This is a genomic window from Amycolatopsis sp. CA-230715 (assembly GCF_018736145.1).
Lineage (GTDB): Bacteria > Actinomycetota > Actinomycetes > Mycobacteriales > Pseudonocardiaceae > Amycolatopsis.
The window spans coordinates 337,260-360,405 of sequence record NZ_CP059997.1; the positions used below are offsets into that span (position 1 = coordinate 337,260).

The 23,146-nt window shown below is 70.9% G+C and carries 25 protein-coding genes; 19 read left to right on the forward strand and 6 right to left on the reverse strand.

What is annotated here, in order from left to right:
• Nucleotides 1–57 precede the first annotated feature (57 nt).
• From HUW46_RS01565 to HUW46_RS01590, 6 genes are all read left to right on the forward strand, one after another.
• On the forward strand, nucleotides 58–1,212 hold the full coding sequence (locus tag HUW46_RS01565) for a citrate/2-methylcitrate synthase (protein ID WP_215545558.1): 1,155 nt from the start codon (nucleotides 58–60) through the stop codon (nucleotides 1,210–1,212).
• Between the two features lie 18 nt (nucleotides 1,213–1,230).
• On the forward strand, nucleotides 1,231–1,590 hold the full coding sequence (locus tag HUW46_RS01570; RefSeq protein ID WP_215545559.1) for a hypothetical protein: 360 nt from the start codon (nucleotides 1,231–1,233) through the stop codon (nucleotides 1,588–1,590).
• Nucleotides 1,591–1,746: 156 nt separating this feature from the next.
• A complete protein-coding gene (locus tag HUW46_RS01575) occupies nucleotides 1,747–2,175 on the forward strand; it encodes an SAV_915 family protein (protein ID WP_215545560.1) in 429 nt (142 codons plus the stop codon).
• On the forward strand, nucleotides 2,172–2,498 hold the full coding sequence (locus HUW46_RS01580; protein WP_215545561.1) for a hypothetical protein: 327 nt from the start codon (nucleotides 2,172–2,174) through the stop codon (nucleotides 2,496–2,498). Before HUW46_RS01575 ends, HUW46_RS01580 begins: the two co-directional genes overlap by 4 nt.
• 10 nt (nucleotides 2,499–2,508) lie before the next feature.
• A complete protein-coding gene (locus HUW46_RS01585; protein ID WP_215545562.1) occupies nucleotides 2,509–3,699 on the forward strand; it encodes a WXG100 family type VII secretion target in 1,191 nt (396 codons plus the stop codon).
• Nucleotides 3,700–3,706: 7 nt separating this feature from the next.
• A complete protein-coding gene (locus tag HUW46_RS01590) occupies nucleotides 3,707–4,363 on the forward strand; it encodes a hypothetical protein (RefSeq protein ID WP_215545563.1) in 657 nt (218 codons plus the stop codon).
• Nucleotides 4,364–4,382: 19 nt separating this feature from the next.
• Here HUW46_RS01590 and HUW46_RS01595 read toward each other — a convergent pair whose 3' ends face one another.
• From HUW46_RS01595 to HUW46_RS01610, 4 genes are read right to left on the reverse strand one after another with little or no spacing between them, the layout of a single operon-like run.
• Nucleotides 4,383–5,534, reverse strand: coding sequence for an acetyl-CoA C-acetyltransferase (locus HUW46_RS01595; RefSeq protein WP_215545564.1), 1,152 nt, complete (start codon nucleotides 5,532–5,534; stop codon nucleotides 4,383–4,385).
• Nucleotides 5,534–6,166, reverse strand: a complete 633-nt coding sequence (locus HUW46_RS01600) for a TetR/AcrR family transcriptional regulator (RefSeq protein WP_215545565.1) — start codon at nucleotides 6,164–6,166, stop codon at nucleotides 5,534–5,536. Before HUW46_RS01600 ends, HUW46_RS01595 begins: the two co-directional genes overlap by 1 nt.
• Nucleotides 6,159–6,935, reverse strand: a complete 777-nt coding sequence (locus HUW46_RS01605) for an SDR family oxidoreductase (RefSeq protein ID WP_215545566.1) — start codon at nucleotides 6,933–6,935, stop codon at nucleotides 6,159–6,161. The genes HUW46_RS01600 and HUW46_RS01605 overlap by 8 nt, the downstream gene beginning before the upstream one ends.
• Nucleotides 6,932–8,083, reverse strand: a complete 1,152-nt coding sequence (locus HUW46_RS01610; RefSeq protein WP_215545567.1) for an acyl-CoA dehydrogenase family protein — start codon at nucleotides 8,081–8,083, stop codon at nucleotides 6,932–6,934. The genes HUW46_RS01605 and HUW46_RS01610 overlap by 4 nt, the downstream gene beginning before the upstream one ends.
• Nucleotides 8,084–8,164: 81 nt before the next feature.
• Between HUW46_RS01610 and HUW46_RS01615 the strand changes: the two genes are divergently transcribed.
• The 5 genes from HUW46_RS01615 to HUW46_RS01635 are packed head-to-tail and all read left to right on the forward strand — an operon-like array spanning nucleotide 8,165 to nucleotide 13,544.
• A complete protein-coding gene (locus HUW46_RS01615; protein ID WP_215545568.1) occupies nucleotides 8,165–9,679 on the forward strand; it encodes a FadD3 family acyl-CoA ligase in 1,515 nt (504 codons plus the stop codon).
• The gene (locus HUW46_RS01620) at nucleotides 9,672–10,511 is read left to right on the forward strand and encodes an enoyl-CoA hydratase (RefSeq protein WP_215545569.1); all 840 of its coding nucleotides are present in this window, start codon (nucleotides 9,672–9,674) and stop codon (nucleotides 10,509–10,511) included. The genes HUW46_RS01615 and HUW46_RS01620 overlap by 8 nt, the downstream gene beginning before the upstream one ends.
• Nucleotides 10,511–11,635 (forward strand): acyl-CoA dehydrogenase family protein, encoded by a 1,125-nt coding sequence (locus HUW46_RS01625; protein ID WP_215545570.1) that lies wholly within the window; start codon nucleotides 10,511–10,513, stop codon nucleotides 11,633–11,635. Before HUW46_RS01620 ends, HUW46_RS01625 begins: the two co-directional genes overlap by 1 nt.
• Nucleotides 11,632–12,564, forward strand: coding sequence for an acyl-CoA dehydrogenase family protein (locus tag HUW46_RS01630; protein WP_215545571.1), 933 nt, complete (start codon nucleotides 11,632–11,634; stop codon nucleotides 12,562–12,564). The genes HUW46_RS01625 and HUW46_RS01630 overlap by 4 nt, the downstream gene beginning before the upstream one ends.
• Nucleotides 12,561–13,544 carry an acyl-CoA dehydrogenase family protein gene (locus tag HUW46_RS01635; RefSeq protein WP_215545572.1) on the forward strand — a complete coding sequence of 328 codons (984 nt, stop codon included), beginning with the start codon at nucleotides 12,561–12,563 and terminating at the stop codon, nucleotides 13,542–13,544. The genes HUW46_RS01630 and HUW46_RS01635 overlap by 4 nt, the downstream gene beginning before the upstream one ends.
• Here the strand turns inward: HUW46_RS01635 and HUW46_RS01640 are convergent.
• Nucleotides 13,535–14,074 carry a D-alanyl-D-alanine carboxypeptidase gene (locus HUW46_RS01640; protein WP_215545573.1) on the reverse strand — a complete coding sequence of 180 codons (540 nt, stop codon included), beginning with the start codon at nucleotides 14,072–14,074 and terminating at the stop codon, nucleotides 13,535–13,537. The two genes, HUW46_RS01635 and HUW46_RS01640, sit on opposite strands and share 10 nt — an antisense overlap.
• 163 nt (nucleotides 14,075–14,237) lie before the next feature.
• On the opposite strand from HUW46_RS01640, the gene HUW46_RS01645 reads away from it, so the two are divergent.
• From HUW46_RS01645 to HUW46_RS01670, 6 genes are all read left to right on the forward strand, one after another.
• A complete protein-coding gene (locus HUW46_RS01645; RefSeq protein WP_215545574.1) occupies nucleotides 14,238–15,107 on the forward strand; it encodes a phosphatase PAP2 family protein in 870 nt (289 codons plus the stop codon).
• A 29-nt stretch (nucleotides 15,108–15,136) separates the two neighbouring features.
• Nucleotides 15,137–15,838 (forward strand): response regulator, encoded by a 702-nt coding sequence (locus HUW46_RS01650; RefSeq protein WP_442860960.1) that lies wholly within the window; start codon nucleotides 15,137–15,139, stop codon nucleotides 15,836–15,838.
• The gene (locus HUW46_RS01655; protein WP_254125695.1) at nucleotides 15,835–17,256 is read left to right on the forward strand and encodes a sensor histidine kinase; all 1,422 of its coding nucleotides are present in this window, start codon (nucleotides 15,835–15,837) and stop codon (nucleotides 17,254–17,256) included. The genes HUW46_RS01650 and HUW46_RS01655 overlap by 4 nt, the downstream gene beginning before the upstream one ends.
• On the forward strand, nucleotides 17,253–17,693 hold the full coding sequence (locus tag HUW46_RS01660) for a hypothetical protein (protein WP_254125697.1): 441 nt from the start codon (nucleotides 17,253–17,255) through the stop codon (nucleotides 17,691–17,693). The genes HUW46_RS01655 and HUW46_RS01660 overlap by 4 nt, the downstream gene beginning before the upstream one ends.
• A gap of 71 nt (nucleotides 17,694–17,764) precedes the next feature.
• Nucleotides 17,765–18,790, forward strand: coding sequence for a fatty acid desaturase family protein (locus HUW46_RS01665; RefSeq protein ID WP_254125699.1), 1,026 nt, complete (start codon nucleotides 17,765–17,767; stop codon nucleotides 18,788–18,790).
• Nucleotides 18,791–18,870: 80 nt separating this feature from the next.
• Nucleotides 18,871–20,226, forward strand: coding sequence for an MFS transporter (locus HUW46_RS01670; RefSeq protein ID WP_215549606.1), 1,356 nt, complete (start codon nucleotides 18,871–18,873; stop codon nucleotides 20,224–20,226).
• On the opposite strand, the gene HUW46_RS01675 is transcribed toward HUW46_RS01670, so the two are convergent.
• Nucleotides 20,202–21,101 (reverse strand): TIGR03620 family F420-dependent LLM class oxidoreductase, encoded by a 900-nt coding sequence (locus HUW46_RS01675; RefSeq protein WP_215545576.1) that lies wholly within the window; start codon nucleotides 21,099–21,101, stop codon nucleotides 20,202–20,204. The two genes, HUW46_RS01670 and HUW46_RS01675, sit on opposite strands and share 25 nt — an antisense overlap.
• A gap of 101 nt (nucleotides 21,102–21,202) precedes the next feature.
• Between HUW46_RS01675 and HUW46_RS01680 the strand changes: the two genes are divergently transcribed.
• Both HUW46_RS01680 and HUW46_RS01685 read left to right on the forward strand, forming a co-directional pair.
• Complete coding sequence (locus HUW46_RS01680; protein WP_215545577.1) at nucleotides 21,203–21,775, forward strand: TetR/AcrR family transcriptional regulator; 573 nt, start codon at nucleotides 21,203–21,205, stop codon at nucleotides 21,773–21,775.
• Nucleotides 21,776–21,787: 12 nt separating this feature from the next.
• On the forward strand, nucleotides 21,788–23,131 hold the full coding sequence (locus HUW46_RS01685) for a DNA polymerase IV (RefSeq protein WP_215545578.1): 1,344 nt from the start codon (nucleotides 21,788–21,790) through the stop codon (nucleotides 23,129–23,131).
• Nucleotides 23,132–23,146 lie beyond the last annotated feature (15 nt).

Sequence of the window (23,146 nt, forward strand, 5' to 3'; positions counted from 1 at the left end):
ACATTGACAATACTCGATCGATGGTTCGAATCTGGAGCCACACTCGAGGAGGTACCGATGTCAGTCACCGTGGACGGGCCGGTCGAGGTCCCACCAGGACTCCGCAACGTCGTCGTCACCACCACCGAACTGGGCGACGTGCGCGGCCGTGAAGGCTTTTACCACTACCGCCAGTACTCCGCGATCGACCTCGCGAAGTCGAAGACGTTCGAGGACGTCTGGTTCTTCTTCCTCGAAGGAAGGCTGCCCAGCGAGGCGGAACGCGCCGAGTTCGTCCGAGAGGTCGCGCCGCTGCGGCACCTGCCCGACGAGGTGCGCGCCGCACTGCCGAATATCGCGCTCGCCGGGGACGCGTTCAACCCGCTCGCGGGCCTGCGCACCGCGTTGTCGCTGCTGGCGGCCGCGCGCGGGCTCCCGCCGCTGTGGGACGCCGATCCGGCCCGGCGCAAGGCGGACGCGATGCTGGTGTGCGCCGTGACGCCGACGATTCTCGCCGCGCTGCACCGGATCCGCCACGGCGAAGAGCCGCTCGAACCGCGGGCCGAGCTGTCGGCCGCGGCGAACTGGCTGTACCTCGTGACCGGCGAGGAACCGGACCCGGCGAAGGCGAGCGCGCTCGAGCACTACCTGGTCGCCACGATCGACCACGGGTTCAACGCGTCGACCTTCACCGCGCGCGTGGTGGCCTCCACCGGTGCCGACGTGGTGTCCGCGATCGCGGCCGCGATCGGCGCGTTTTCGGGGCCGCTGCACGGCGGCGCGCCCGATCGCGCGCTGGCGAGCATCGACGAGATCGGCACCCCGGACCGGATCGACGGCTGGGTGCGGGGAAAGGTCCGCTCTGGCGAGAAGATCATGGGATTCGGGCACGCGGTCTACCGCACCGAGGACCCGCGTTCGCTGATGCTGCGGGACATCGCGCTCGGGCTCGGCGGTGACCTCGCCGAGTTCGCGGCGACCGTGGAGCGCCGCGTGGTGGAGATCCTCGCCGAGGAGAAGCCCGGCCGCGAACTGCACGCGAACGTCGAGTTCTACGCGGGCGTGGTGATGGAGCGCTGCGGGATCCCGAGGAGCATGTTCACCCCGACCTTCGCGGTGAGCAGGGTGATCGGCTGGTGCGCGAACGTACTGGAACAGGCGGAGGACCCGAAGATGATCCGCCCGGCCGCCCGCTACGTCGGCCCGCCCGCGCCGGAACCGCTTCGTGGGTGAACCCTATGATTCGGGGACATGAGCGGTGAATCGCGCAACCCTGTGATCGACGATTGGCTCTCCGATCAGCACGGCGCCGCCGTGCTGATGGAAACGGCCCCGCTGACCGGGCTGGCGATGGCCTCGTACCGCGCCGAGGAAGTCCCCGACGGCATCCTCGGCGCGTGGGCACTGGAAATCGTGCGCGCGCGGCGGATCGTGAACCAGTCCGAGCCGACCTTCATCCGCCAGGCCCGCGACCAGGGCTGGTCGTGGCAGCAGATCGCGGACCGGCTCGGCCTCCCGAGCGCCGAGGCGGCCGCGATGCGCTGCGACGAACTGGACGCCGAACTGGCCAGGACCGACCCGTCCAACGACGCCCGCCCCTGGCAGGCATGAGCCTCAGCGCCCAGCTGCCACCGCAGGTGCGCCGCCCGGCCCGCCACCGCACCTGATTCCCTTTCGCAAACAGCGTCTCCGATATGGTCGACTCCCCGCATCCGCCCGGCTACCGTCAGCGTCGGGAGGCAGGCGTAAAGGCTATTGGGGAGAACAGTGCGTCCGGGACAACCACGCCCAGACGCGTCCGCTGAATCGCGGGCGTCGCTGGGACCAGCGGTCACGCCGCCGACGATCGAGCCTGAAACCTTCGGCACCGACGACGAGCAGGCCCCGACCGTGGTGTGGACACCGACCGCGCACGCCATGCGCGGCGACGAGGTTCCCGCACTCGTTCTGCGCGAGTTGGACGACGGCCGCCGGGTGATGTTGGTGTACTCCTCGGCCGAGGCGTTCGCGCAGGGCTGTGGAACGGCGCAACCGTATGTGACGGTCGTGGCCGGTGCGATCCAAGCGCTTCAGCACGCGGCAGGTGCGGACGACGTGCTGTGGGACGCGATCCTGCATCCGGCGATGCACCAACGGGGTGAGTACACGGACGACGGAGTTCGCGTCGGGGACCAGGACAGCACGGAGGGGAAATGAGCGGGAAAGGATTCCGAGCCGACGAGGCCACGATCAGTGCCATCTCGGCGCATTTGAGCACGGGAGCCGACTCGTTGCGGGCACCGAGCACCCCGCCGCCCCCGGTCAAGGCCGGCCGGTTGACGGCCGTGTTCGCCGCACTGGGAGCGGAGCTGGCCGGGGAATCGGAGAAGTTGATGAGCCAGTTCGGCGGCGCCGCGCAGGCGGTGAAGACTGCGGGCGAGTCATACGCCCAGGTCGACGACAACGTGAAACGAAACCTGCGGCCGGAGTATGAGAAACCGGGTTGGAATCCGGGACCGGTGCCACCGGGCACCGCGTAGGGGGACGGAAATGGGACTCGATATCCATGTGGACGCCGACCCCGGCAGCATGCGGGCGTTCGCTGACTACTTCCAGCAGATCGCGGGTAGCACGGGCAACGCGAGGGCGGACGCGATGAGCGCCCGCACCGTGTCGCAACCTTGGCAGGGTGAGGCCGGCGAAGGGTTTCGCGCCACGGCCTACCAGATGAACCTGGACGGCACGGCCCTGATGAACGCCTATCAAGGTGCGGCTCACCAGGTGCGTGGCCATGCCGATGACGTCGATGCGGTACTGCGCCGGATCGGCGATGCCCGCGACGTCGCCACCAAGGCGGGCCTGCCGGTCACCGACACCGAGATCGGCGATCCCGGTCCGCCTCCGCCGGAACCGCGGCCGTTCTTGCCGAACGACACCAATGCCGATCAAGACGCCAAACGCGCCGAGTTGACCGCCTCCATGGACTGGACCCACAAAGCCTCCGCCTACGCGCAATGCACGGCGATGGTCGCTGAAGCCCGCACCATGGAACAGGATTCGCAGACGCGGATCATGGACATCGTCAACACGATCGCACCCCGCCCGCCGATGACCGTCTCCAACTTCCTGATCGGACTGGCATCAGGTTTCCTGTCCCGGCAGGACACCTGGCGCACCACCGCCGCGTCCTTCACCGACATCGCCGCCGGTGCGTCGGCAGTGGCGAAGGACGCTACGCACGGCGCTTCTACTCAAGCGAAGAACCTGCTGCTGTCCTTGGTCTCCGAAGCGCGCGCCGGGGTGACCACAGCCCAAGCCGACACCAGCAGACTCGGCACCTGGGCAGAACGCCTCCCGAAATGGGTTCAAACGTCGATTCAGGCCAAGCTCGGGGACATCACAAAGGTGCGACCTTTTCTCTCGAAAGCCCCCGCCGTGTTCTCGAAGGTCTCTGGCGTCGGGTTGTTGTTCTCAGGTGCCACCGTAGCCATGGACGCAATCGACGGTAAGAACGTAGCCAAGAGCATTACCACGAATGGCTCCGGGCTGCTGGCTGGAACAGCCGCGGGCATGTTGGTCGGTGGGCCGGTAGGCGCGGTCCTTGGCGCCGTCGTCGGCACTGGCACCGGCATCGGCGTCGGCGCCATTTGGGACAACGCCGCCGGGCATGAGTACGTGGTGGCACCCGGATCTGGCTACACGGGGCGCATGCAAGGCCCCAGCGACCCAGGCCCGATGTGACCACGTGATGGCTACCGCCAACGACCTCCCGCCAATGCCGGACCGACAAAGCGGCGAACCACGCCCTCCCAAGGCGCCGGTCGCCAAACCCAGCTATGAGAAAGCGAAACCATGGCACCCCAAGAAAGTCCCACAGCCAGCAGGTGAGGGGCCGCCGTTGGAATGGACCTACACCGACGTTCGGGACAAACAGGGATTGTTTGGCGTTGCCGTCGTCTTGGTCATGTGCTTCTTGACTGTTCGAGGAGCCCTCACCGCTGACTCCACGGCCTTCGGGTGGGCGACTCATTGGCAGATATGGCTATTCCTGGCTATTGCCGGACTGTTCATGGTGTGGCTCGGCGGGAAGGCCACCCGCCTTGCCGCCGGCGCAGACTGGTTCATGAAGGACACCGTCCTCGTCAAAACCTACGAACTGACCTCTGTCCGGCTGGGAAAGAGTTGGGACAAAGACGGTGAAGTGATCTTCCATGATCGACATGGGCACGACGTCCAGGTGGACCTCGGAACCTTGCGTGTCAACCACAACTTGTGGGATCTGGTGTACAACGGCATCGTGCACTCGGTCGCCGCGGGAGCCAGCGTCGACGCCGTGACCATCCAGAAACTACGTCTCCACGAGGCCCTGGCTGCGCGCGAACGCGGCCAGGGCCAAGACCAGTAAGACACGACAGGTGTGAGTTTCAGAGCCGTTCGATGATCGTGACGTTGGCGGTGCCGCCGCCTTCGCACATGGTCTGCAGGCCGTACCGGCCGCCGCGGCGTTCGAGTTCGTGCAGCAGCGTCGCGAACAGTTTCGTGCCGGTGGCGCCGATCGGGTGGCCGAGCGCGATCCCGCCGCCGTTGACGTTCACCCGCGCCGGGTCCGCGCCGGTTTCGTCGAGCCACGCCAGCACCACGCTCGCGAACGCCTCGTTGACCTCGAACAGGTCGATGTCGCCGATCGCCAATCCGGTGCGGCGCAACGCGTGCGCGGTCGCCGGGATCGGGCCGGTGAGCATCCACACGGGATCGGCCGCGCGCACCGACAGGTGGTGGATGCGCGCCTTCGGGGTCAGCCCGTGCTCGGCGACGAACGCCTCGGAGGCGATCAGGGTCGCGCTCGCGCCGTCGGAGATCTGGCTCGCGACGGCCGCGGTGAGCGGGGATCCGTCGGCGAGGGGTTTCAACGACGCCATGCGCTCCGCGGTGGTGTCCCGCCTCGGCCCCTCGTCGTGGCGGAAGTCCCCGAACGGCACGGTTTCCGCGTCGAAACGGCCCTCGTCGATCGCCGCGAGCGCGCGCTGGTGGCTGGCGAGCGCGTACTCCTCCATCTGCTCGCGCGTGATGCCCCAGTGGTTCGCGATCATCTCGGCCGCGCGGAACTGCGAGACCTCGGCCGCGCCGTAGCGCTCCTGCCAGCCCGACGAACCGGTGAACGGGTCGTCAAAACCGTATTCGCGCCCGGCGAGCATGGCCGCGCTGATCGGGATCGCGCTCATGCTCTGCACGCCGCCCGCGAGCACCGCGTCCATGGTGCCGGACAGCACGGCCTGCGCGGCGAAGTGCACGGCCTGCTGGCTCGACCCGCACTGCCGGTCGACGGTCACGCCGGGCACGTGGTGCGGGAAACCCGCCGCGAGCCACGCCGTCCTGGCGATGTTGCCCGCCTGCGGGCCGAGGGTGTCGGTGCAGCCGAGGACCACGTCGTCGACCAGCGCCGGGTCCAGCCCGGCGCGCGTGAGCACCTCGGCGAGCACGTGCGCGGCGAGGTCCGCCGGGTGCACCGCGCTCAGCGCGCCGCCCCGCCTGCCGACGGGCGTGCGCACGGCGTCGATCACATACGCTTCGGCCATCAAGGTTCCTTCCTGACCCGCTTGCGTTTCGCCGCGATCCCCTCGAGCAGGATGCCGAGGTACTGCTCGGCCACCGCGTCCGCGGAGAGCGCGCCGTCCGGGTTGTACCAGCGCACCGCGACCCACACCGTGTCGCGGAGGAACCGGTAGGTCAGCTCGACGTCGAGATCGGCGCGGAACGCGCCTTCGGCGACGCCGTCGGTGAGAATCCTGTTCCACAGCTTGCGGAACTCCGCGTTGCGCTCGGCGAGGTAGGCGAACCGCGGCAGCTGCGTCAGGTGCTTCGCCTCGTTCTGGTAGATCGCCACCTCGGCCGGCCTGCGCTCGATGGCCTCGAACGACGCCGTCACCACGGCTTCGAGCGTCTTCCTCGGGCCGAGCCCGGCGGCGGTGATCTCCTGGTAGCTGCCGAACAGCTCGTCGAGGAACCCGGTCAGGATCTCGTCCGCCATCGACTCCTTCGAGTCGAAGTGGTGGTAGAGGCTGCCGGACAGGATGCCCGCCGCGTCCGCGATGTCCCGCACGGTCGTCGAGACGTACCCGCGTTCGGCGAACAGCTTCGCCGCCAGCGAGAGCAGTTCCGCCCGCCTCGACGAGCCACGTCCCTTGGTGTTCACGCCTTCCTCACGCATGTTGCGAGCTTACGGAGAGCACCTCACCGGTGAGGTACGAGGCGTAGTCACTGGCGAGGAAGACCATCACGTTGGCCACCTCCCACGGTTCGGCGGCGCGACCGGACACCTCGCGCGCGGTGAGCTCGTCGAGCAGTTCGTCGGTGGTCACCTTGGCCAGGAACGGATGCATGGCCAGGCTCGGCGCGACCGCGTTGACCCGGATCCCGTGTCCGGCGACATCGACCGCGGCCGATCTCGTCAGCGCCATCACCCCGGCCTTCGCGGCCGCGTAGTGCGCCTGCTCGCCCTGCGCGCGCCAGCCGATCACCGAAGCGTTGTTGACCACCGCTCCCCCGCCGCCCTGCGCGATGAACCGCCGCAGCGCCGCACGGGTGGCGCGGAAGGTGCCGGTGAGCGTCACGTCGAGCACCCGGAACCATTCCTCGTCCGTCATGTCCACAATGGACTTTGACCCGCCGAGGCCCGCGTTGTTGACCACCACGTCGATCCGGCCGAAGTGCTCCGCGGCGCCGTCGAACAGCGCCTGGACCTGGTCCTCGTCGGTGACGTCGCACGCAATCGTGTGCACGGGGCCGAGTTCGCCCAGTTCCACGGCCTTCTCGGTGAGCCTGCGCTGGTGCCAATCGCTGAGCACAACGCGGGCGCCCTCTTCGAGCGCGCGCTTCGCGACGGCGGACCCGATCCCGGTCCCGGCGGCCGCGGTCACCACCACGACCTTGTCCCGCAACAGGTTCGCGCCTTCGGGGTACTTCGGCACCGCGATCACGGACGGACCTCCCTCGGCAGGCCGAGCACCCGCTCGGCGAGCACGTTTCGCTGGATTTCGTTGGAGCCGCCGTAGATCGTGTCCGCGCGGCTGAACAGGTAGAGCCGTTGCAAATCGTCGAGCCCCGCTTCGGCGTTGCTGGTGACGAGGGAACTGGCGCCGCGCACGCGCATCGCCAGCTCACCGAGTGCGCGATGCCAGTTCGCCCAGACCAGTTTGGACACTTCCGCCACGCCCGGCGAGGAGTCGCCGAGCGTGCGCACGGCGTGCGCACGCATGACTTCGAGCCCCATCCGCGCCCGTGCCAGCGCGTTCGCCAGCACCGGATCGCCCAGCGCGCCGTTCTCCCGCGCGAGCGCCACCAGTTCGTCCAGCTCGCGGCGGAACCCGACCTGCTGGCCGAGCGTGGCGACCCCGCGTTCGAACGCGAGCGTGCCCATCGCGACGCGCCAGCCCTCACCCGGTTCGCCGACCACGAGGTCGCGAGCCGTGCGAGCGCCGTCGAAGAAGACTTCGTTGAACTCCGCGGTGCCGGTGAGCTGCCGGATCGGGCGCACTTCGACACCGGGCTGGTCGAGCGGCACCAGCAGGTACGACAGGCCGTGGTGGCGCTTCGACCCCGGTTCGGTCCTGGCCAGCACGAAGCACCAGTCGGCGACGTGCGCGAGCGAGGTCCACACCTTCTGCCCGTGCAGCACCCATTCCCCGCCGTCGAGCCTGGCCGTGGTGGACACGGCCGCGAGATCGGACCCGGCGCCCGGCTCCGAATAACCCTGGCACCACAGCTCTTCGACGCGCAGGATCGCGGGGAGAAACCGGCGCCGCTGCTCCGGCGTGCCGAACGCGATGAGCGTCGGGCCGAGAAGTTCCTGGCCGAGATGACTCACCCGCGCCGGGGCGCGGGAGCGCGCGTACTCCTCGTGGAAGATCACCTGCCGCGCGAGGCTCGCGCCGCGGCCGCCGTGCTCGACCGGCCAGCCGATGCCGTTCCAGCCGCCCTCGGCGAGCCGCCGTTCCCACGCGAGTCTGCGGTCGAACTCCTCGTGCTCCCGGCCGGGGCCGCCGAGCCCGCGCACGGACGTGAACTCGCCGGAGAGGTTTTCTTCGAGCCACGACCGGATTTCCGCCCGGAACTCGGTGTCGGTCACGCCTTTACCTCCGTCCGGGCTGTCGACAGCGGGCGCCGTCCTGCGTAGGCTACCCTACCAAGCACTTGCTAGGGAGAGTTGATGACCGAGCAAACCACTCCCGGCGCGCTCATCGCCGCCGCACGGCGCTTCGGCGCGCGAGAGGCGCTCGTCGACGGCACCGTCCGCGTCACCTACGAACAGCTCCTCGACCACGTCCGCCGCTGCGCCGGGTTCTTCACCGCGCGGGGCGTCCGTCCCGGCGACCGGGTGGCGGTGAACGCGCCCAACACCTGGCACTGGGTGGTCGCCGCGCTCGGCGCGCACTACGCGGGCGCCGCGCTGGTCCCGGTCAACACCCGGTTCACCGCCGCGGAAACGGCCGACATCCTCACCAGGAGCGGGGCGGTCGCGCTGGTCGTCACCGGCCAGTTCCTCGGCACCGACCGGCTCGCGGCGCTGAGCCGCACGGGCACCGTCCCCGGCATCGTGCTGCGCGTCCCGGTCGAAGGCGAGGAGCCGCCGCGCGAAGGCGTCACCGAATGGTCCGCTTTGGACGGATTCGATGCGGCCCCAGCGCCGCTCGTGTCCCGGGACGACGTCAGCGACATCCTGTTCACCTCGGGCACCACCGGCCGCAGCAAGGGCGCGATGAGCAGCCACCGCCAGGCGCTCGGCGTCGCGGCGGCGTGGGCGGATCACGTGGGGCTCACCGCGGAGGACCGCTACCTCGTGGTCAACCCGTTCTTCCACAGCTTCGGCTACAAGGCGGGCATCCTGGCCGCGCTCCTGAACGGCGCGACGCTCGTCCCGCAAGCCACCTTCGACGTCACCGAGGCGCTGCGGATCATCGAGCGCGAGCGGATCACCGTGCTGCCCGGCGCGCCCACCATCCACCAGTCCCTTGTGGACCATCCACAGCGGACCGAACGGGACCTGTCCAGCCTCCGCGTCGCGGTCACCGGCGCGGCGACGGTCCCGGTGCGCCTGGTCGAGCGGATGCGCGACGAGCTGGGGTTCGGCACCGTGCTCACCGCATACGGGCTCACCGAAGCCGTCGTGGTGACGATGTGCGACGCTGGCGACGACCCGCAGACGGTCGCCACCACCTCGGGACGGCCCACGGCGGGGTTCGAGGTGAAGATCGCGGACTCCGGCGAGATCCTGCTGCGCGGGCCCAACGTGATGCTCGGCTACCTCGACGACCCCGAGGCGACCGCCGCCGCGATCGACGCCGACGGCTGGCTGCACACCGGTGACGTCGGCGCCCTCGACGACCGCGGGTACCTGCGGATCACCGACCGGATCAAGGACCTCTACATCTGCGGCGGGTTCAACGTCTACCCCGCCGAGGTGGAGCAGGTGATCTCGCGGCTGCCCGGAGTGTCCGAAGTGGCCGTCGTCGGCATGCCGGACCAGCGCCTCGGCGAGGTCGGGCTCGCGCACATCGTGGCATCGCCCGGCCAGGAGCTGGACGAGGAAACCGTGCTCGGGCACTGCCGCGAGCTGCTGGCCAACTACAAAGTCCCCCGGCGCGTCCGGTTCGCCGCCGAGCTGCCGAGGAACGCGTCGGGAAAGGTGCTGAAACGAGTGCTGCGGGAGCGAACCGATGGCTGATGAAGTGCGCTACGAGGTACGGGGACCGGTCGCGGTCGTCACGATGAACCGCCCCGACTACCGCAACGCCCAGAACTCCGCGATGACCTACGCGCTCGACGCCGCGTTCACCCGTGCCGTCGACGACGACGCGGTGAAGGTGATCGTGCTGGCCGGGGAGGGCAAGCACTTCTCGGCCGGGCACGACATCGGCTCCCCCGGCCGGGACGCCGACGTGTCGTTCGAGCGCAAGGCGGTGCTGTGGTGGGACCACGTCGGCAGGTCCGGCGGGGACCAGCGGTTCGCGCGCGAGGCCGAGGTGTACCTCGGGATGTGCCGCCGCTGGCGCGAAATCCCGAAACCGATGATCGCGAGCGTGCAGGGCGCGTGCGTGGCGGGCGCGCTGATGCTGGCCTGGGTGTGCGATCTGATCGTCGCCGCCGAGGACGCGTTCTTCTCCGATCCCGTGGTGCGCATGGGAATTCCCGGCGTCGAGTACTTCGCGCACCCGTGGGTGCTCGGGCCGAGGGCGGCGAAGGAGGTGCTGTTCACCGGCCGCCGGTTCAGCGCCGCCGAGGCGAAGGAGTGGGGCATGCTCAACCGGGTCGTGCCGAGAGACGACCTCGCCGACGAGACGTTCGCGCTCGCCGAGACGATCGCGGCGATGCCGTCGTTCGGGCTCGCGCTGGCGAAGAAGGCGGTCAACCAGGCCGAGGACCTGATGGGCATGCGGTCCGGAATGGACTCCGTGTTCGGGTTGCACCACTTCGCGCACGCGCACAACGCCGAAGTGTCCGATGGGGACTCGCTCGGCGGGCAGGACGCGCGCTCGATGCGGGACGGGGCGCGGTGATGGATCTCGACCTGGACGACCGCGCGGCCGGGTTCCGCGACGAGGTGCGGGCGTGGCTGGCGGAAAACGTGCCGAAGACCCCGCTCGCTTCCTTCGATACCGCAACGGGTTTCGAAGAACATCGCGCGTGGGAAGCGAAACTGGCCGACGCCCGGCTCTCGGTGGTCTCGTGGCCGGAAGAATTCGGCGGCCAGGACCGGACCCTGCTGGAATGGGTGCTCTTCGAAGAGGAGTACTACGCGGCGCGCGCGCCGGGGCGGGTGAGCCAGAACGGCATCTTCATGCTCGCGCCCACCCTGTTCTCCCACGGCACGGACGAGCAGCGGCACCGGATCCTGCCCGCGATGGCGCGCGGGCAGGAGATCTGGGCACAGGCCTGGTCCGAACCGGAGGCGGGCAGCGACATCGCGGCGCTGCGCTCGACCGCGCGCCGGACCGAGGGCGGCTGGCTGCTCACCGGCCAGAAGACGTGGAGCTCACGCGCCTCGTTCGCGGACCGCGCGTTCGGGCTCTTCCGCTCGGATCCCGAAGCGCGGCGGCACCACGGGCTGACCTACGTCATGGTGGACCTGCGCGCCGAGGGCGTCACCGTGCGGCCGATCCCCCAGCTCGACGGCGAACCGGGATTCGCGGAGCTGTTCTTCGACGACGTGTTCGTGCCCGACCGCGACGTGATCGGCGAACCGGGCGAGGGCTGGCGGGTGGCGATGACCACAGCGAACAACGAGCGCGGGCTTTCCTTGCGCAGTCCGGGACGCTTCCTCGCCGCCGCGGACGCGTTGGTGCGCGAGTGGCGGGACGCGGGACGGCCTGCCGGGACGGCGGAGCGCGTCGCCGACGCGTGGATCGGCGCGCGGGCCTACCAGCTCTACACCTTCGGCACGGTGTCGCGCCTCGAAGCGGGCGGGAAGCTGGGGCCGGAGTCCAGTGTGAACAAGCTCTTCTGGTCCCGGCTCGACGTGGACCTGCACGAGACCGCGCTCGATCTGCTCGGCCCCGAGGCCGAGGTCGGTCCCGAGTGGACGGACGGCTGGCTGTTCTCGCTCGCCGGGCCGATCTACGGCGGCACCGACCAGATCCAGCGCTCCACCGTCGCCGAACGCGTACTGGGGCTGCCGCGATGAAGTTCCTCTTGTCCGAAGAGCAGGAGCGGTTCGCCGCGAGCCTCGACGACCTGCTGACCAGTCGCGAAGTCGACTCGGCGACGCGCGCGTGGGCGCGCGGCGAGCACGACGAGGGGCGCAAGCTGTGGCGGGAACTCGCCGAAATCGGCGTCACCGCGCTCGGCGTCCCCGAGCGGTACGACGGGCTCGGCGCGAGCGATCTCGATCTCGTGGTGGCATTCGACCGGCTCGGGTACCACGCGGTCCCCGGCCCGTGGACGGACACCGTCGCGGTCCTGCCCGCGCTGCTCGACGACGAACTGCTCGCCGGGGTCGCGGCGGGCGAAACACTCGCCTCGGTCGCATTCCCGCCGCACGTGCCGTACGCACTCGACGCCGATGTCGCAGACACCCGGGTCGCGGTCGACGGCACGGGGCTCCACGTCTTCCACCCCGCCACCCGATTGTCCTCAGTGGACGGAGCACGGCGACTGTTCCGCGTCGAGCCGGGTGAGCGCATCGGTGAGGCGGATCCGGCGCGCGCCTTCGAACTCGGCGCGCTGGCGACCGCGGCTTACCTGCTCAGCGCCGGGCGGTGGCTGCTCGACGCCTCGGTGGAGCACGCGAAGCAGCGGCACCAGTACGGGAAGCCGATCGGAAGCTTCCAGGCCGTCAAGCATCTGCTCGCCGACGTAGTCACGGAACTCGAACTGGCCAGGCCGCTCGTGCACGCCGCCGCGCTGACGCTGACCGCGCGGGACGTGTCCGCGGCGAAGGTCGCGGCGGGCCGGGCGGCGCACCTGGCCGCGCGGACGGGCCTGCAGGTGCACGGTGCGATCGGCTACACCGGCGAGCACCCGCTGGGGCTGCGGCTGACCAAGGTCCGCGCGCTGCTGGGCGCGTGGGGCACGCCCGCCTTCCACCGCGCGCGCGTGCTGGAGGCCACGTGAACGAGTTGGAGGCGCTGGCCGAAACGGTCCGCGAGATCGTCGAAAAGGAACCGGATCCGTGGCCGGTGCTGTGCGGGATCGGGGTCGCCGGGCTCGCGATCCCGGAACGGCACGGCGGCGCGGGGGCCGGGTTGCGCGAACTCCAGGCCGTCGCGGCGGAACTCGGGCTCGCCGCGGTGCCGTTCCTCGGCTCCGCGGTGCTCGCGACGAGCGTCCTGCTCGAATCGGGTGACGAGGACGCGTGCGCCCGGCTGCTGCCGAAGCTCGCCGAAGGCGCGATCGGCAGTGTCGCGTGGACCGGCCCGGACGGCGGATGGACGACCGAAGTCGCCTGCCGCGCCGACGGATCCACAGTGGACGGTCAGGCGCACTACGTCCTGGACGGTGACATCGCCGACGTGCTTCTCGTTGCCGCGCGCGAAGAACACGGCATCGGACTGTACGAAGTGGACACCGCGGACGCACACCGGGTGCACACGCCCGGCATGGACGAAACGCGGCGGTTCTCCGAGATCCGGTTCACCCGCGCCCCGGCAACCCGGATCGGCACCGGTGACTTCTCCCCCGCGCTGGACCGCGCGCGCGACACCGCGTGCGCGGTGCTCGCCGCCGAACAGGCCGGTGCGGCCGCCAAAGCGCTCGAGCTGACGGTCGGCTACGCCAAGCAGCGCCACCAGTTCGGCAGGCCGATCGGGTCGTTCCAGGCGCTCAAGCACCGGATGGCGGATCTGCACGTGCTGGTGGAGACCGCGCGCTCGGCGGCGGAGGCGGCAGGCGGGTCGGAGCTGCTCGCGCACGTGGCCAAGGCCTACTGCGCGGAGGCGTTTTCCACGGTCGCCGCGGAGATGATCCAGTTGCACGGCGGGATCGCGATCACCTGGGAGCACGACGCGCACCGCTACTTCAAGCGCGCCCATTCCGGCGCCGCGCTGTTCGGCTCGCCCGACGACCACCTCGCCTGGCTCGCCCGTCACCTCTGAACGCCCACGAGCTTCACGCCGGGGTGCGGCAGCAGTTCCGGCCTGCTCGCCCGGTGCTCGAAGTGCCACCATTCGTTCTCGTAGATGCGGTACAGGCCGTAGTCCGCGCCGTGCTCTTCGAGCCAGCGCGCGCCTTCGGTGGGGCGCACGTCCAGCGCGATTCCCTTGACGTGCGCGGACTCGTCCGCGGGCAGCACGCGCACGCGCGCCGCGTGCAGCGATCCCGTCCTGCCGACCTCGTCGGCGAACATCCTGCGCTGTTCGGCGTGGTCCCGATGGCCCGAGGTGAGGCCGATGAGGTGGTGGTCCCGCCAGAACGCGACGGCCCGCGCCGCCATCAGGGCGTCGCGGGTGCGCGCGGTCAGGCCGTTCAGGTCCTCGGCGGGAAAGCGCAGGCCCAGCGCCCATTGGCAGGCGAGGAACCGGCCGCGGCCCGGTTCGGCGAAGTACGCGATCGGCACGAGCGCGAGGGCGAGAAACCTGGCCAGTACGGCGAAAACCCTGGCGCGGGCGGAGTCGGAGAGAATCATGCCGCCCAGCGTCGGGGCCGAATGTGCGGCCGCGGCGCGTGTTCCGCGACGGGACCGCGACGGCCGTGTCACAGTTCCGCACGGACCGCTGACCGGCGAAACTGTGACAAGACCATGACATACCGAAGACCGGCCCAGTACGCCGCGCGGCCATCCTCGAACCATGACCGGCACCACCCTCGCCCCCGAACGACCACCGCGTCCGACGACGGACCGGCGCGCACCGGTCCTCGCCGCGCTGGGCTTCGCCGCCGCGGCGGCGGGAATCTGCGTCGTGTTCGTGTGGACCCGCGGCGGTCAGGCACTCGACCGCGCGCTCCTGCCGCAGCCCGAACGCCGCGGATACGCGCTGAACACCACGCTGTCCGAGCCCGCGTCCGCGGTGCTGAGCTTCTTCGGGGACAAGGTGACGCTCGCGGTGCTGTTCGCCGTGGTGCTCCTGACCGGGGTGGTGACCGGGCGCGCGTCGGCGGGCGTGGCCGGGGTGCTCGTCGCTGGCTGCTCGGGGGCGCTCACCAGCGCGCTCAAGGCCGTGGTCATCCGGCCCGACTTCGACGACGCCGGGGCACTGGCGCACAACAGCTTTCCCAGCGGGAACACCGGTGCCGCGGCGGGGCTGCTGCTCGGGTTGCTGATCGCCGCGCCACCGCGCGCGCGGTGGTGGATCGCCGCACCCGGCGCCGCGGGGGTTTCGGCGGTCGCCGCAGCCACGATCGCGGCCGGGTGGCACCGGCTCAGCGACGTCCTCGCGGCCGTGCTGCTCGCCTGCGCGGTGTGCTGCGCCGCGGCCGCCTTGCTGCCGAGGAGCGATCGGTCGCATGTGGACGGCGGTGGTGCGCCGTGGCTCGGCGCCGGGCTGGTGCCGCCGCTGGCGCTGCTGCCGGTGTTCTACTCGGCCACGACCTCGACCGGGCCACCGCCGCTGCTGGCCGCCACGACGGTCACCGGCGTCGTCGTCGGGGGTTCGGTGCTGGCGGTCGCGGTGCTGCTGCGGGCCGCCGATCTCCGGCGGCCCGCGATGGTCACGACGTGACGAACGGGCGAAACCCGCCGGATTTTGGAATGCTGCGAGGCGTGTCCCGAGTTCTCCTGATCGAAGACGACCCGGCCGTGCGCGACGGACTGCAGCTCGCGCTCGGCAGACAGGGCCACGCGGTGGAGGTCGCGGAAACCGGCGAGCGGGGTCTCGCCGCGCTGGCCGCCGCGCCGGCCGACGTGGTGGTGCTGGACCTGATGCTGCCCGGGATCGACGGGTTCGAGGTGTGCCGCCGGATCAGGGCGGGCGGCGATCTGCCGATCATCATGCTCACCGCCCGCAACGACGACATGGACGTGGTGGCCGGTCTCGAAGCGGGCGCCGACGACTACGTGGTCAAGCCGGTCCGGCCGCGGGTGCTGGAGGCGAGGATCCGTGCCGTGCTGCGGCGGACCACCACCGAGCGGCAGACCGACGACGAACCGGCGCTCGAACAGCACGGCGACCTGACCATCGACCGGGACGCGCTCGTGGTGCGCAAGGGCGGCGAACCGGTGAGCCTCGCGCCGACGGAGCTGCGCCTGCTGCTCGAACTCTCCGGCACGCCGGGCCGCGTGCTGAGCAGGCGCCAGCTGCTGTCCTCGGTGTGGGACCACGACTACCTCGGCGACTCGCGGCTCGTCGACGCGTGCGTGCAACGGCTGCGCGCCAAGGTCGAGGACGATTCGGCGGCACCGGTGTACGTGCAGACGGTGCGCGGCTTCGGTTATCGGTTCGGACCGGTGTGAAGCTGACGGACGCCCTGCGGACGCCGTGGGGGCTGCGGAACCGGTTGCTCGCCGCGTTCGCGGCGCTCGTCGTGCTCACCACGGCCGGGGTCGCGGGCGCGATGTACGTGCAGGCCCGTTCGGTGCTGCTGCAGAAGTCGCAGGACACCGCGGCGCTGGCGCTGGTCGACCAGATCAAGCGGATGCCGCCGGTGCGCGAGATTCCGCCGAGCCGGGCCCAGCTCGGCTGGATCTCGGACGCCCTGTCCCAGGGGACCGAGCACGCGAGCGCGGTCTACGGCGAACTGCAGTCCCCGTCCAGGAACGACGCCCTCTCGGCCACGCCGGAGCTGCGCGAGAAGGTGGCGACCGGTTCGGTCGCGTGGCAGCGCGTGTCCAAGTACGGGCGCACGGCACTGGTCATCGGTGTCCCGCTGTTCCTCGACGGAACGTTTTCCCCGTCCGGGATCGAGGTCTACCGCGTCGTCGACCTCACCGCCGAGGACGACGCCGTGAACCAGCTGTCGCTGCTGGCGTGGCTGACCGGGGGCGCCGCGATGGTGCTCGCGGTGGGACTGGCGCTGTTCGCCGCGCGCGGTGTGCTCCGGCCCGTCCGGGAACTGGGCGATGCCGCGCACCGGCTCGGCGAAGGCGATCTCGCGACCAGGCTGGAAGTTCGCGGCACCGACGAACTCGCCGGGGTGGCGAGCACGTTCAACGACACCGCGGGCGCGCTGCAACGGCACGTCGAAGACCTGCGCCGGATGGAAGCCGACGCGAGGCGGTTCGTCGCCGACGTCTCGCACGAGCTGCGCACGCCGCTGGCCGCGATGACCGCGGTCGCCGACGTGCTCGAAGAGGACGCCGCGCACCTGCCAGGGGACGCGGGCCGCGCGGCGAGGCTGGTCAGCCAGGAGGCACACAACCTGACGCGGCTGGTGAACGACCTGATCGAGATCAGCAGGTTCGACTCGGGCGCCGCCGCGCTCGTGCTCGAAGACGTCGATCTCGCCGAAGCGGTGCGGGCCACCCTGCACGCCCGCGGCTGGGACGACGACGTCGAAACCGATCTTCCCGACGGGGTGACCGCGCGGCTCGATCCGCGCAGGCTGGACGTGATCGTGGCGAACCTGGCCGGCAACGCGCTCAAGCACGGCGAACCTCCGGTGTTCCTCGCACTGCGGGCCGAAGCGGGTGAGGTGGTGGTCGAGGTCGGCGACCACGGCAGCGGGCTCGACGCGGAAGTGCTCCCCCACGTCTTCGACCGGTTCTACAAGGCCGACGCCGCCCGCGCCCGGTCCGAGGGCAGCGGGCTCGGGCTCGCCATCGCGTGGGAAAACGCCCGCCTGCACGGCGGAAGTCTCGTCGCGGGCAACCGCGCGGAGGGCGGCGCGCTATTCACCCTCCGCCTGCCGGACCATCAGGAAGGGGCGTCGTGATCCGCCGACCGCTCGCCGTCGTGCTGCTGCTGGCCCTGTGCGCGGGGTGCGGAGTCCGCGCCAGCAACGTCATCCCCGGTGCCCCCGGCCCGACCGTGGGCGCCGCCGGTGTCCCGATCTACTTGGTGCGGAACGGAAAGACCGCGATCGTGCTGCGCCCGTCCGCGGAACGGGACGTCACCACGGCGCTCACCGCGCTCGCGAAAGGACCGACCCCCGGCGAGGCAGCGCAGGGATTCACCACCGAAGTGCCCCGTTCGGCCGCCCCGCTCGTGCTGACCCCTGGCCCGGACGACCAGGCCACCGTCACGCTCGCGATCGCCCCGGCCGCGCTGTCGTCCCTTGCCGTGCAGCAGATCGCGTGCACCGCGCGGTCCCCGGTGCGGCTCGTGGGCGGTGGCGCCGCCACCGGCCTGGTGTCCTGCTTCACGCGGTAGGGCCAGCCCCCCGAACGACCCGGGTGCGCGCGGGATGGGACCACCGGGCCCAGGCCACCAGGCTGTGCCGTGTGAGCATCGACGACGACATCGCCAAGCCCGCCACCGGAAGCGACTTCGCCCGCCTGTCCCGACGGATCACCGAAGCCGGGCTGATGGCGAGGCGCCCCGGCTACTACACCGCCCGCGTCGGCATCGTCGCCGGCCTCTATCTCGGCGGTATCGCCGCCTTCTTCGCACTCGGCGACTCGTGGGCCCAGCTCGGGCTCGCCGCGTTCTTCGCCGTCCTCTTCGGACAGGTCGCGCTGCTGGCGCACGATCTCGCGCACCGCCAGGTGTTCCGCACCCGGCGGCCGACCGAGATCGCGGGCCTGCTCGCGGGCAACCTCGGCATCGGCATGAGCTACGGCTGGTGGATGGACAAGCACACCCGCCACCACGCCAACCCGAACCACGAGGACCTCGACCCCGACGTCGACCCGGACATCCTGGTGTGGTCCCAGAAGCAGGCGAAGGCCAGCAAGGGGCTGCCGCGGTTCATCGGCCGCTGGCAGGCGTTCCTGTTCTTCCCGCTGCTCACCCTGGAGGGATTGAACCTGCACTTCTCCGGCGTGCGCGCGGTGGTGAAAGGGAATCTGCGCCACCGCGGCATCGAGGCGGCGCTGCTGTGCACCCACTTCGCCGCCTACCTCGCCGTGCTCTTCCTCGTGCTGCCACCGGAAAAGGCGCTGCTGTTCCTGATCGTCCACCAGGGACTGTGGGGTGTCTACATGGGATCGATCTTCGCGCCGAACCACAAGGGCATGCCGATCCTCTCCGGCGACGACCGGCCGGACTTCCTCCGCAAGCAGGTGCTGACCTCCCGCAACGTGCGCGGCGGCCCGGTCGTCGACGTGGCGCTCGGCGGGCTGAACTACCAGATCGAGCACCACCTGTTCCCGAGCATGCCGAGCCCGCACCTGCGCCGGGCGCAGCCGATCGTGCGCGACTACTGCGCGGAGATCGGGGTGCCCTACTGCGAAACCGGGCTCGTCGACTCCTACGCGCAGGCGTTGCGCAGCCTGCACCACGCGGGCGCCCCGATCCGCGAAGGCTGAGCGTATGCTCGCGCCCAGATTCCGAACGGTTCTTCCCAGTAAATGGGAACGTGGAGGTGGGCGCGGTGACCGAGACGGCGATGGTGGCGGCGCGGCTGGACCGCCTGCCGGTGACCCGGCTGCACCGCTACCTGATCGCGGTGGTCGGCGTCGCCACCTTCTTCGACCTCTACGACCTCTTCCTCGCCAGCGCGATCAGCACGGTGCTGTCCAAGGAGTTCGGCGTCTCCAGCGCCGAGCTGAAACCCCTGCTGGCATCGGCCTTCGTCGGCGCGTTCGTGGGCGCCGTGGCGCTGGGCAGGCTCGCCGACCGCATCGGCCGCAGGCGCGCGTTCCTGGTCACCCTCGGCCTCTACTCGGTCTTCACGCTGCTGGGCGCGTTCAGCACCGACGTGTGGATGCTGGTCGCCTGCCGGTTCGTCGCGGGGATCGGGATCGGCGCCGAACTCCCGCTCGCCGACGCCTATCTCGCGGACCTCCTGCCCGCGAAGTCCCGCGGCCGTGCGACGGCGTGGGCCTACACGGTGGGTTTCTGCGGCGTTCCCGTCGCGGGTTTCCTCGCGAAGGGGCTCGTCGGCGAAACCCCGCTCGGCATCGACGGCTGGCGCTGGTTGTTCGTGATCGGCGCGCTCGGTTCGGCGATCGTGTGGGTGCTGCGGGCCGGTCTTCCCGAGTCACCGCGCTGGCTCGCCGCGAAGGGCCGCGACGACGAAGCCGAAGCCGTGCTCGTGCGGCTGGAAACCGCTGCCGGGCAAGGACTTCCCGAGCCGAAACCGGTCGATGCCCCGCCGGAGCGACCCGGCCGCGCGACCGATCTGCTCCGCCCGCCGTGGCGCCGCCGGACCGGGATGCTCGCCGTGTTCCAGATCCTGCAGGCCTTCGGCTACTACGGGTTCGGCTCGCTGGTGCCGATCGTGCTGGCCGCCAAGGGTTTCGACCTGACGCATTCGCTGACCTTCAGCGCGCTGACCTTCCTCGGCTACCCGATCGGCTCGGCACTGTCCATTCCGGTCATCGAGCGCGTGCAGCGCAAGACGCTCATCATCGCCAGCGCGATCGGCATGGCCGCGTTCGGCCTCGCGTTCGGGTATTCCTCCTCCGGCGTGCTCATCGCGGTGTTCGGGTTCGCCTACACCGCGATGAGCAACGTGTTCTCGAACGCTTTCCACACCTACCAAGGAGAACTGTTCCCGACGACGCTGCGCGCGACCGCCGCGGGCTCGGCGTACTCGCTCTCACGCCTGGCGACGGCGGCGATGCCGTACCTGCTCATCCCGGTGCTCGACCACGCGGGCGCGGGCACCCTGTACGCGGTGGTCGCGGGCGCGATGCTGCTGCTGGTCGCGAACGTGGCCGTGTTCGGGCCGCGCACCACCGGCCGCTCGGTCGAGGAGATCACGGGCGAAGCCGGTCACCGCAGCGCTTCGGCGAGCTGACGCAGTTCGTCCAGCGCCAGCTCGGCTTCGGCGGCCCCCGTCATGACGCCGACGCAGACGTGATCGGCGCCGGCGTCGAACTGGCGCCGGATCCGCTCGGCCACGGTGCCGGCGTCGCCTGCCGCGACCATCGCGTCGACGAGGCGATCGCTGCCGCCGCCGGCGAGATCGGATTCGTCGAACCCGGTCAGCTCCTTGACGAGGTTCCACCGCGACGGCACGACCTCGGCCTGCGCGATCCACCCCGCCACACCGGCGCGGGCGATTTCCTTGGCGCGCACGGGATCCGGGTGCACGGCGACGGCCTGATGCACGGCGAGCACCGCGCCGGGGCCGACGATCTCGCGCGCGTAGGCGGTGTGCTCGGCGGGCAGGAGGAACGGATGCGCGCCCCAGGTCCGCTCCGCGGCCAGCCGCAGCATCTTCGGGCCGAGCGCGGCCAGCACGCGCGGTGACGGTTCGGCCGGTCCCGGCGCGGTGAGGGTCGCGGCGTCCATCGCGTCGAGGTAGTCGCGCATCGTGGACAGCGGCGGACCCCACTGCCGTCCGCGCGCTTCGGTGATGCGCCGCGCTCCCACGCCGAGCCCCAGCACGAACCGGCCGGGAAACGCCTCCGCGAGCGCGCGTTCGGACTGCGCCAGCGTTTCCGGGTAGTGGCGGTAGATGTTGGCGATCCCCGGCGCCACCACGATCCGCTTCGTCGCCGCGAGCAGGAGCGCGGCCTGCGTGGTCGCGTCGCGGCCCGCTCCCTCGCCGAACCACACGGTGCCGTAGCCGAGTTCCTCCATCTCGGCGACGGCCTCGGTAACCTTCGCCCACGGTTGCCGGTCGAACGCCCACGTCCACACTCCGAGCCGACCGAGTTCAGGCCGCATTTCCCCTCCACAAGTCCAAGTTCCGGTGCGTTCGGATAAGATGAGGGCCCCTCCGGTTAATATACGGAGGCCCCCTCCGATTTGGCAACCCCTGGAGTCCCATGAGCACGGAGCACGGGCGCAAACCCCGGCGAGCCGACGCGCGCCGCAACTTCGAGCAGCTGCTGACCGCCGCGCACGACGTGTTCGCCGAGCACGGCACGGACGCCTCGCTCGAAGAGGTCGCGCGCCGGGCCGGGGTCGGCATCGGCACGCTGTACCGCCACTTCCCCACCCGCGACGCGCTGCTCGAAGCACTCGTCGGCGACCGCTTCGACAAGCTGCACGCGGAGGCCGAACGGCTGCTGGCGGAGCACCCTCCCGCCGAAGCGCTGCGGGCATGGCTGCGGCGGTTCATCACCGGCACCTCGACCTACCGCGGGCTCGTCACCTCGGTCGTGGCCGACGCGCACGGCACCGGGTCCGAACTGGACCGCTCGTGCGCGCGGCTCCAGGAAGCCGGATCGGACCTGGTGTTCCGCGCGCAGCACGCGGGCGCGATCCGCCGCGACGTCGCGGCGGGCGACGTGCTCGCGATGGCCGCCGGGATCTCCTGGGTCTCCGGCCAGGTCGCCGACCCCGACGACCGGACACGGCGGCTGCTCGACCTGCTCATGACCGGGATCCGGCTGTGATGTGATGGCACCATGCAGCGCTGGGTCGTCCACCTCGACCTCGACGCGTTCTACGCCTCGGTCGAACAGCACACGCGCCCGACCCTGCGCGGACGACCCGTGCTCGTCGGCGGCTCCGGCCCGCGCGCGGTCGTCGCGGGCGCCAGCTACGAAGCCCGCGAGTACGGCGCGCGGTCGGCGATGCCGATGTCGCAGGCGCGACGGCTCGTGCCCGCGGGCGCGGTGACCCTGCCCGCCCGTTTTTCGCTCTACGAAGCCATGAGCAGGCGCGTGTTCGCGATCGTCGGCGAGTACGCCACGGTGCTGGAACGGGTTTCGCTCGACGAGGCCTTCGCCGAGCCGCCCGAACTCGTCGGCGCGAGCGCCGAGGACGTCGAGGCGTTCGGCGCGCGGCTGCGGGCCAGGATCGCCGAGGAGACCGGGCTGACCGCGTCGATCGGGGCTGGCAGCGGCAAGCAGGTCGCCAAGATCGCCTCGGACTACGCGAAACCGGACGGCCTCGTCGTCGTGCGGCGCGCGGACGAACGGGACTTCCTCGCCGGGCTGCCGGTGCGCGCGCTGTGGGGCGTCGGCCCGATCGCGGAGGGCAAGCTGCGCACCATCGGCGTGCTGACCATCGGCCAGTTCGCGGCGCTCGACGAACGCGAAGCCTCGTCGCTGCTCGGCGGCGCGGTGGGCAGGGAGCTGCACCGGCTGGCGAACGGTCACGACGACCGCCCGGTGAGCGGGCGTGCCGAGGCGAAGCAGGTGAGCGCCGAGACCACGTTCGACATCGACATCGTGGACCTGCCGACACTGCGGGCGGAAACGCGACGCGTGGCCCGCGGCGCGCACCTCAGGCTGGTCAAGTCCGGCCGCGCGGCGCGCACGGTCGGCATCAAGGTCCGGCACACCGACATGAGCACCATCAACCGGTCCGAGACCGCGTCGCACGGCTCGACCGATCCGGACCGGCTCGCCGCGGTCGCCGAGCGGCTGCTGCCCGATCCCGCCGAGTTCGGCCCGGTCCGCCTCGTCGGCGTTTCGTTCAGCGGGCTCGTCGAACTGCGCCAGGAGCCCCTCTTCGAGCTGGAACTGCCCGAAGAACCCGTTCCCGGCGGGGAAACCGCGGTCGCCAGGCCGATGCCCGCCCGGTCCGGCTGGCGCCAGGGCGACGACGTGCGCCACCCGGAGTTCGGCACCGGCTGGGTGCAGGGCGCCGGGCACGGCAGGGTCACCGTGCGGTTCGAGACCGCGCTGTCGGGTCCCGGCCGGGCGCGCACCTTCGCCCAGGACGACCCCGCGCTCACCAGGGGTGACGCGCTGGACTCGCTCGGTCCACCACCCGGCGGTGAGCACGCGGGCGACCCTGAGTAGCCTCGGGCACACACC

Bases quoted from the DNA above. Each gene is read 5' to 3' on its own strand.
- HUW46_RS01595 (WP_215545564.1), bottom strand. From the start codon at position 5,534: ATGGCCGAAGCGTATGTGATCGACGCCGTGCGCACGCCCGTCGGCAGG.
- HUW46_RS01600 (WP_215545565.1), bottom strand. From the start codon at position 6,166: ATGCGTGAGGAAGGCGTGAACACCAAGGGACGTGGCTCGTCGAGGCGG.
- HUW46_RS01565 (WP_215545558.1), top strand. From the start codon at position 58: ATGTCAGTCACCGTGGACGGGCCGGTCGAGGTCCCACCAGGACTCCGC.
- HUW46_RS01580 (WP_215545561.1), top strand. From the start codon at position 2,172: ATGAGCGGGAAAGGATTCCGAGCCGACGAGGCCACGATCAGTGCCATC.
- HUW46_RS01590 (WP_215545563.1), top strand. From the start codon at position 3,707: ATGGCTACCGCCAACGACCTCCCGCCAATGCCGGACCGACAAAGCGGC.
- HUW46_RS01670 (WP_215549606.1), top strand. From the start codon at position 18,871: ATGGTGGCGGCGCGGCTGGACCGCCTGCCGGTGACCCGGCTGCACCGC.
- HUW46_RS01685 (WP_215545578.1), top strand. From the start codon at position 21,788: ATGCAGCGCTGGGTCGTCCACCTCGACCTCGACGCGTTCTACGCCTCG.
- HUW46_RS01570 (WP_215545559.1), top strand. From the start codon at position 1,231: ATGAGCGGTGAATCGCGCAACCCTGTGATCGACGATTGGCTCTCCGAT.
- HUW46_RS01620 (WP_215545569.1), top strand. From the start codon at position 9,672: ATGGCTGATGAAGTGCGCTACGAGGTACGGGGACCGGTCGCGGTCGTC.
- HUW46_RS01675 (WP_215545576.1), bottom strand. From the start codon at position 21,101: ATGCGGCCTGAACTCGGTCGGCTCGGAGTGTGGACGTGGGCGTTCGAC.
- HUW46_RS01645 (WP_215545574.1), top strand. From the start codon at position 14,238: ATGACCGGCACCACCCTCGCCCCCGAACGACCACCGCGTCCGACGACG.
- HUW46_RS01615 (WP_215545568.1), top strand. From the start codon at position 8,165: ATGACCGAGCAAACCACTCCCGGCGCGCTCATCGCCGCCGCACGGCGC.
- HUW46_RS01585 (WP_215545562.1), top strand. From the start codon at position 2,509: ATGGGACTCGATATCCATGTGGACGCCGACCCCGGCAGCATGCGGGCG.
- HUW46_RS01680 (WP_215545577.1), top strand. From the start codon at position 21,203: ATGAGCACGGAGCACGGGCGCAAACCCCGGCGAGCCGACGCGCGCCGC.
- HUW46_RS01630 (WP_215545571.1), top strand. From the start codon at position 11,632: ATGAAGTTCCTCTTGTCCGAAGAGCAGGAGCGGTTCGCCGCGAGCCTC.
- HUW46_RS01650 (WP_442860960.1), top strand. From the start codon at position 15,137: ATGCTGCGAGGCGTGTCCCGAGTTCTCCTGATCGAAGACGACCCGGCC.
- HUW46_RS01625 (WP_215545570.1), top strand. From the start codon at position 10,511: ATGGATCTCGACCTGGACGACCGCGCGGCCGGGTTCCGCGACGAGGTG.
- HUW46_RS01640 (WP_215545573.1), bottom strand. From the start codon at position 14,074: ATGATTCTCTCCGACTCCGCCCGCGCCAGGGTTTTCGCCGTACTGGCC.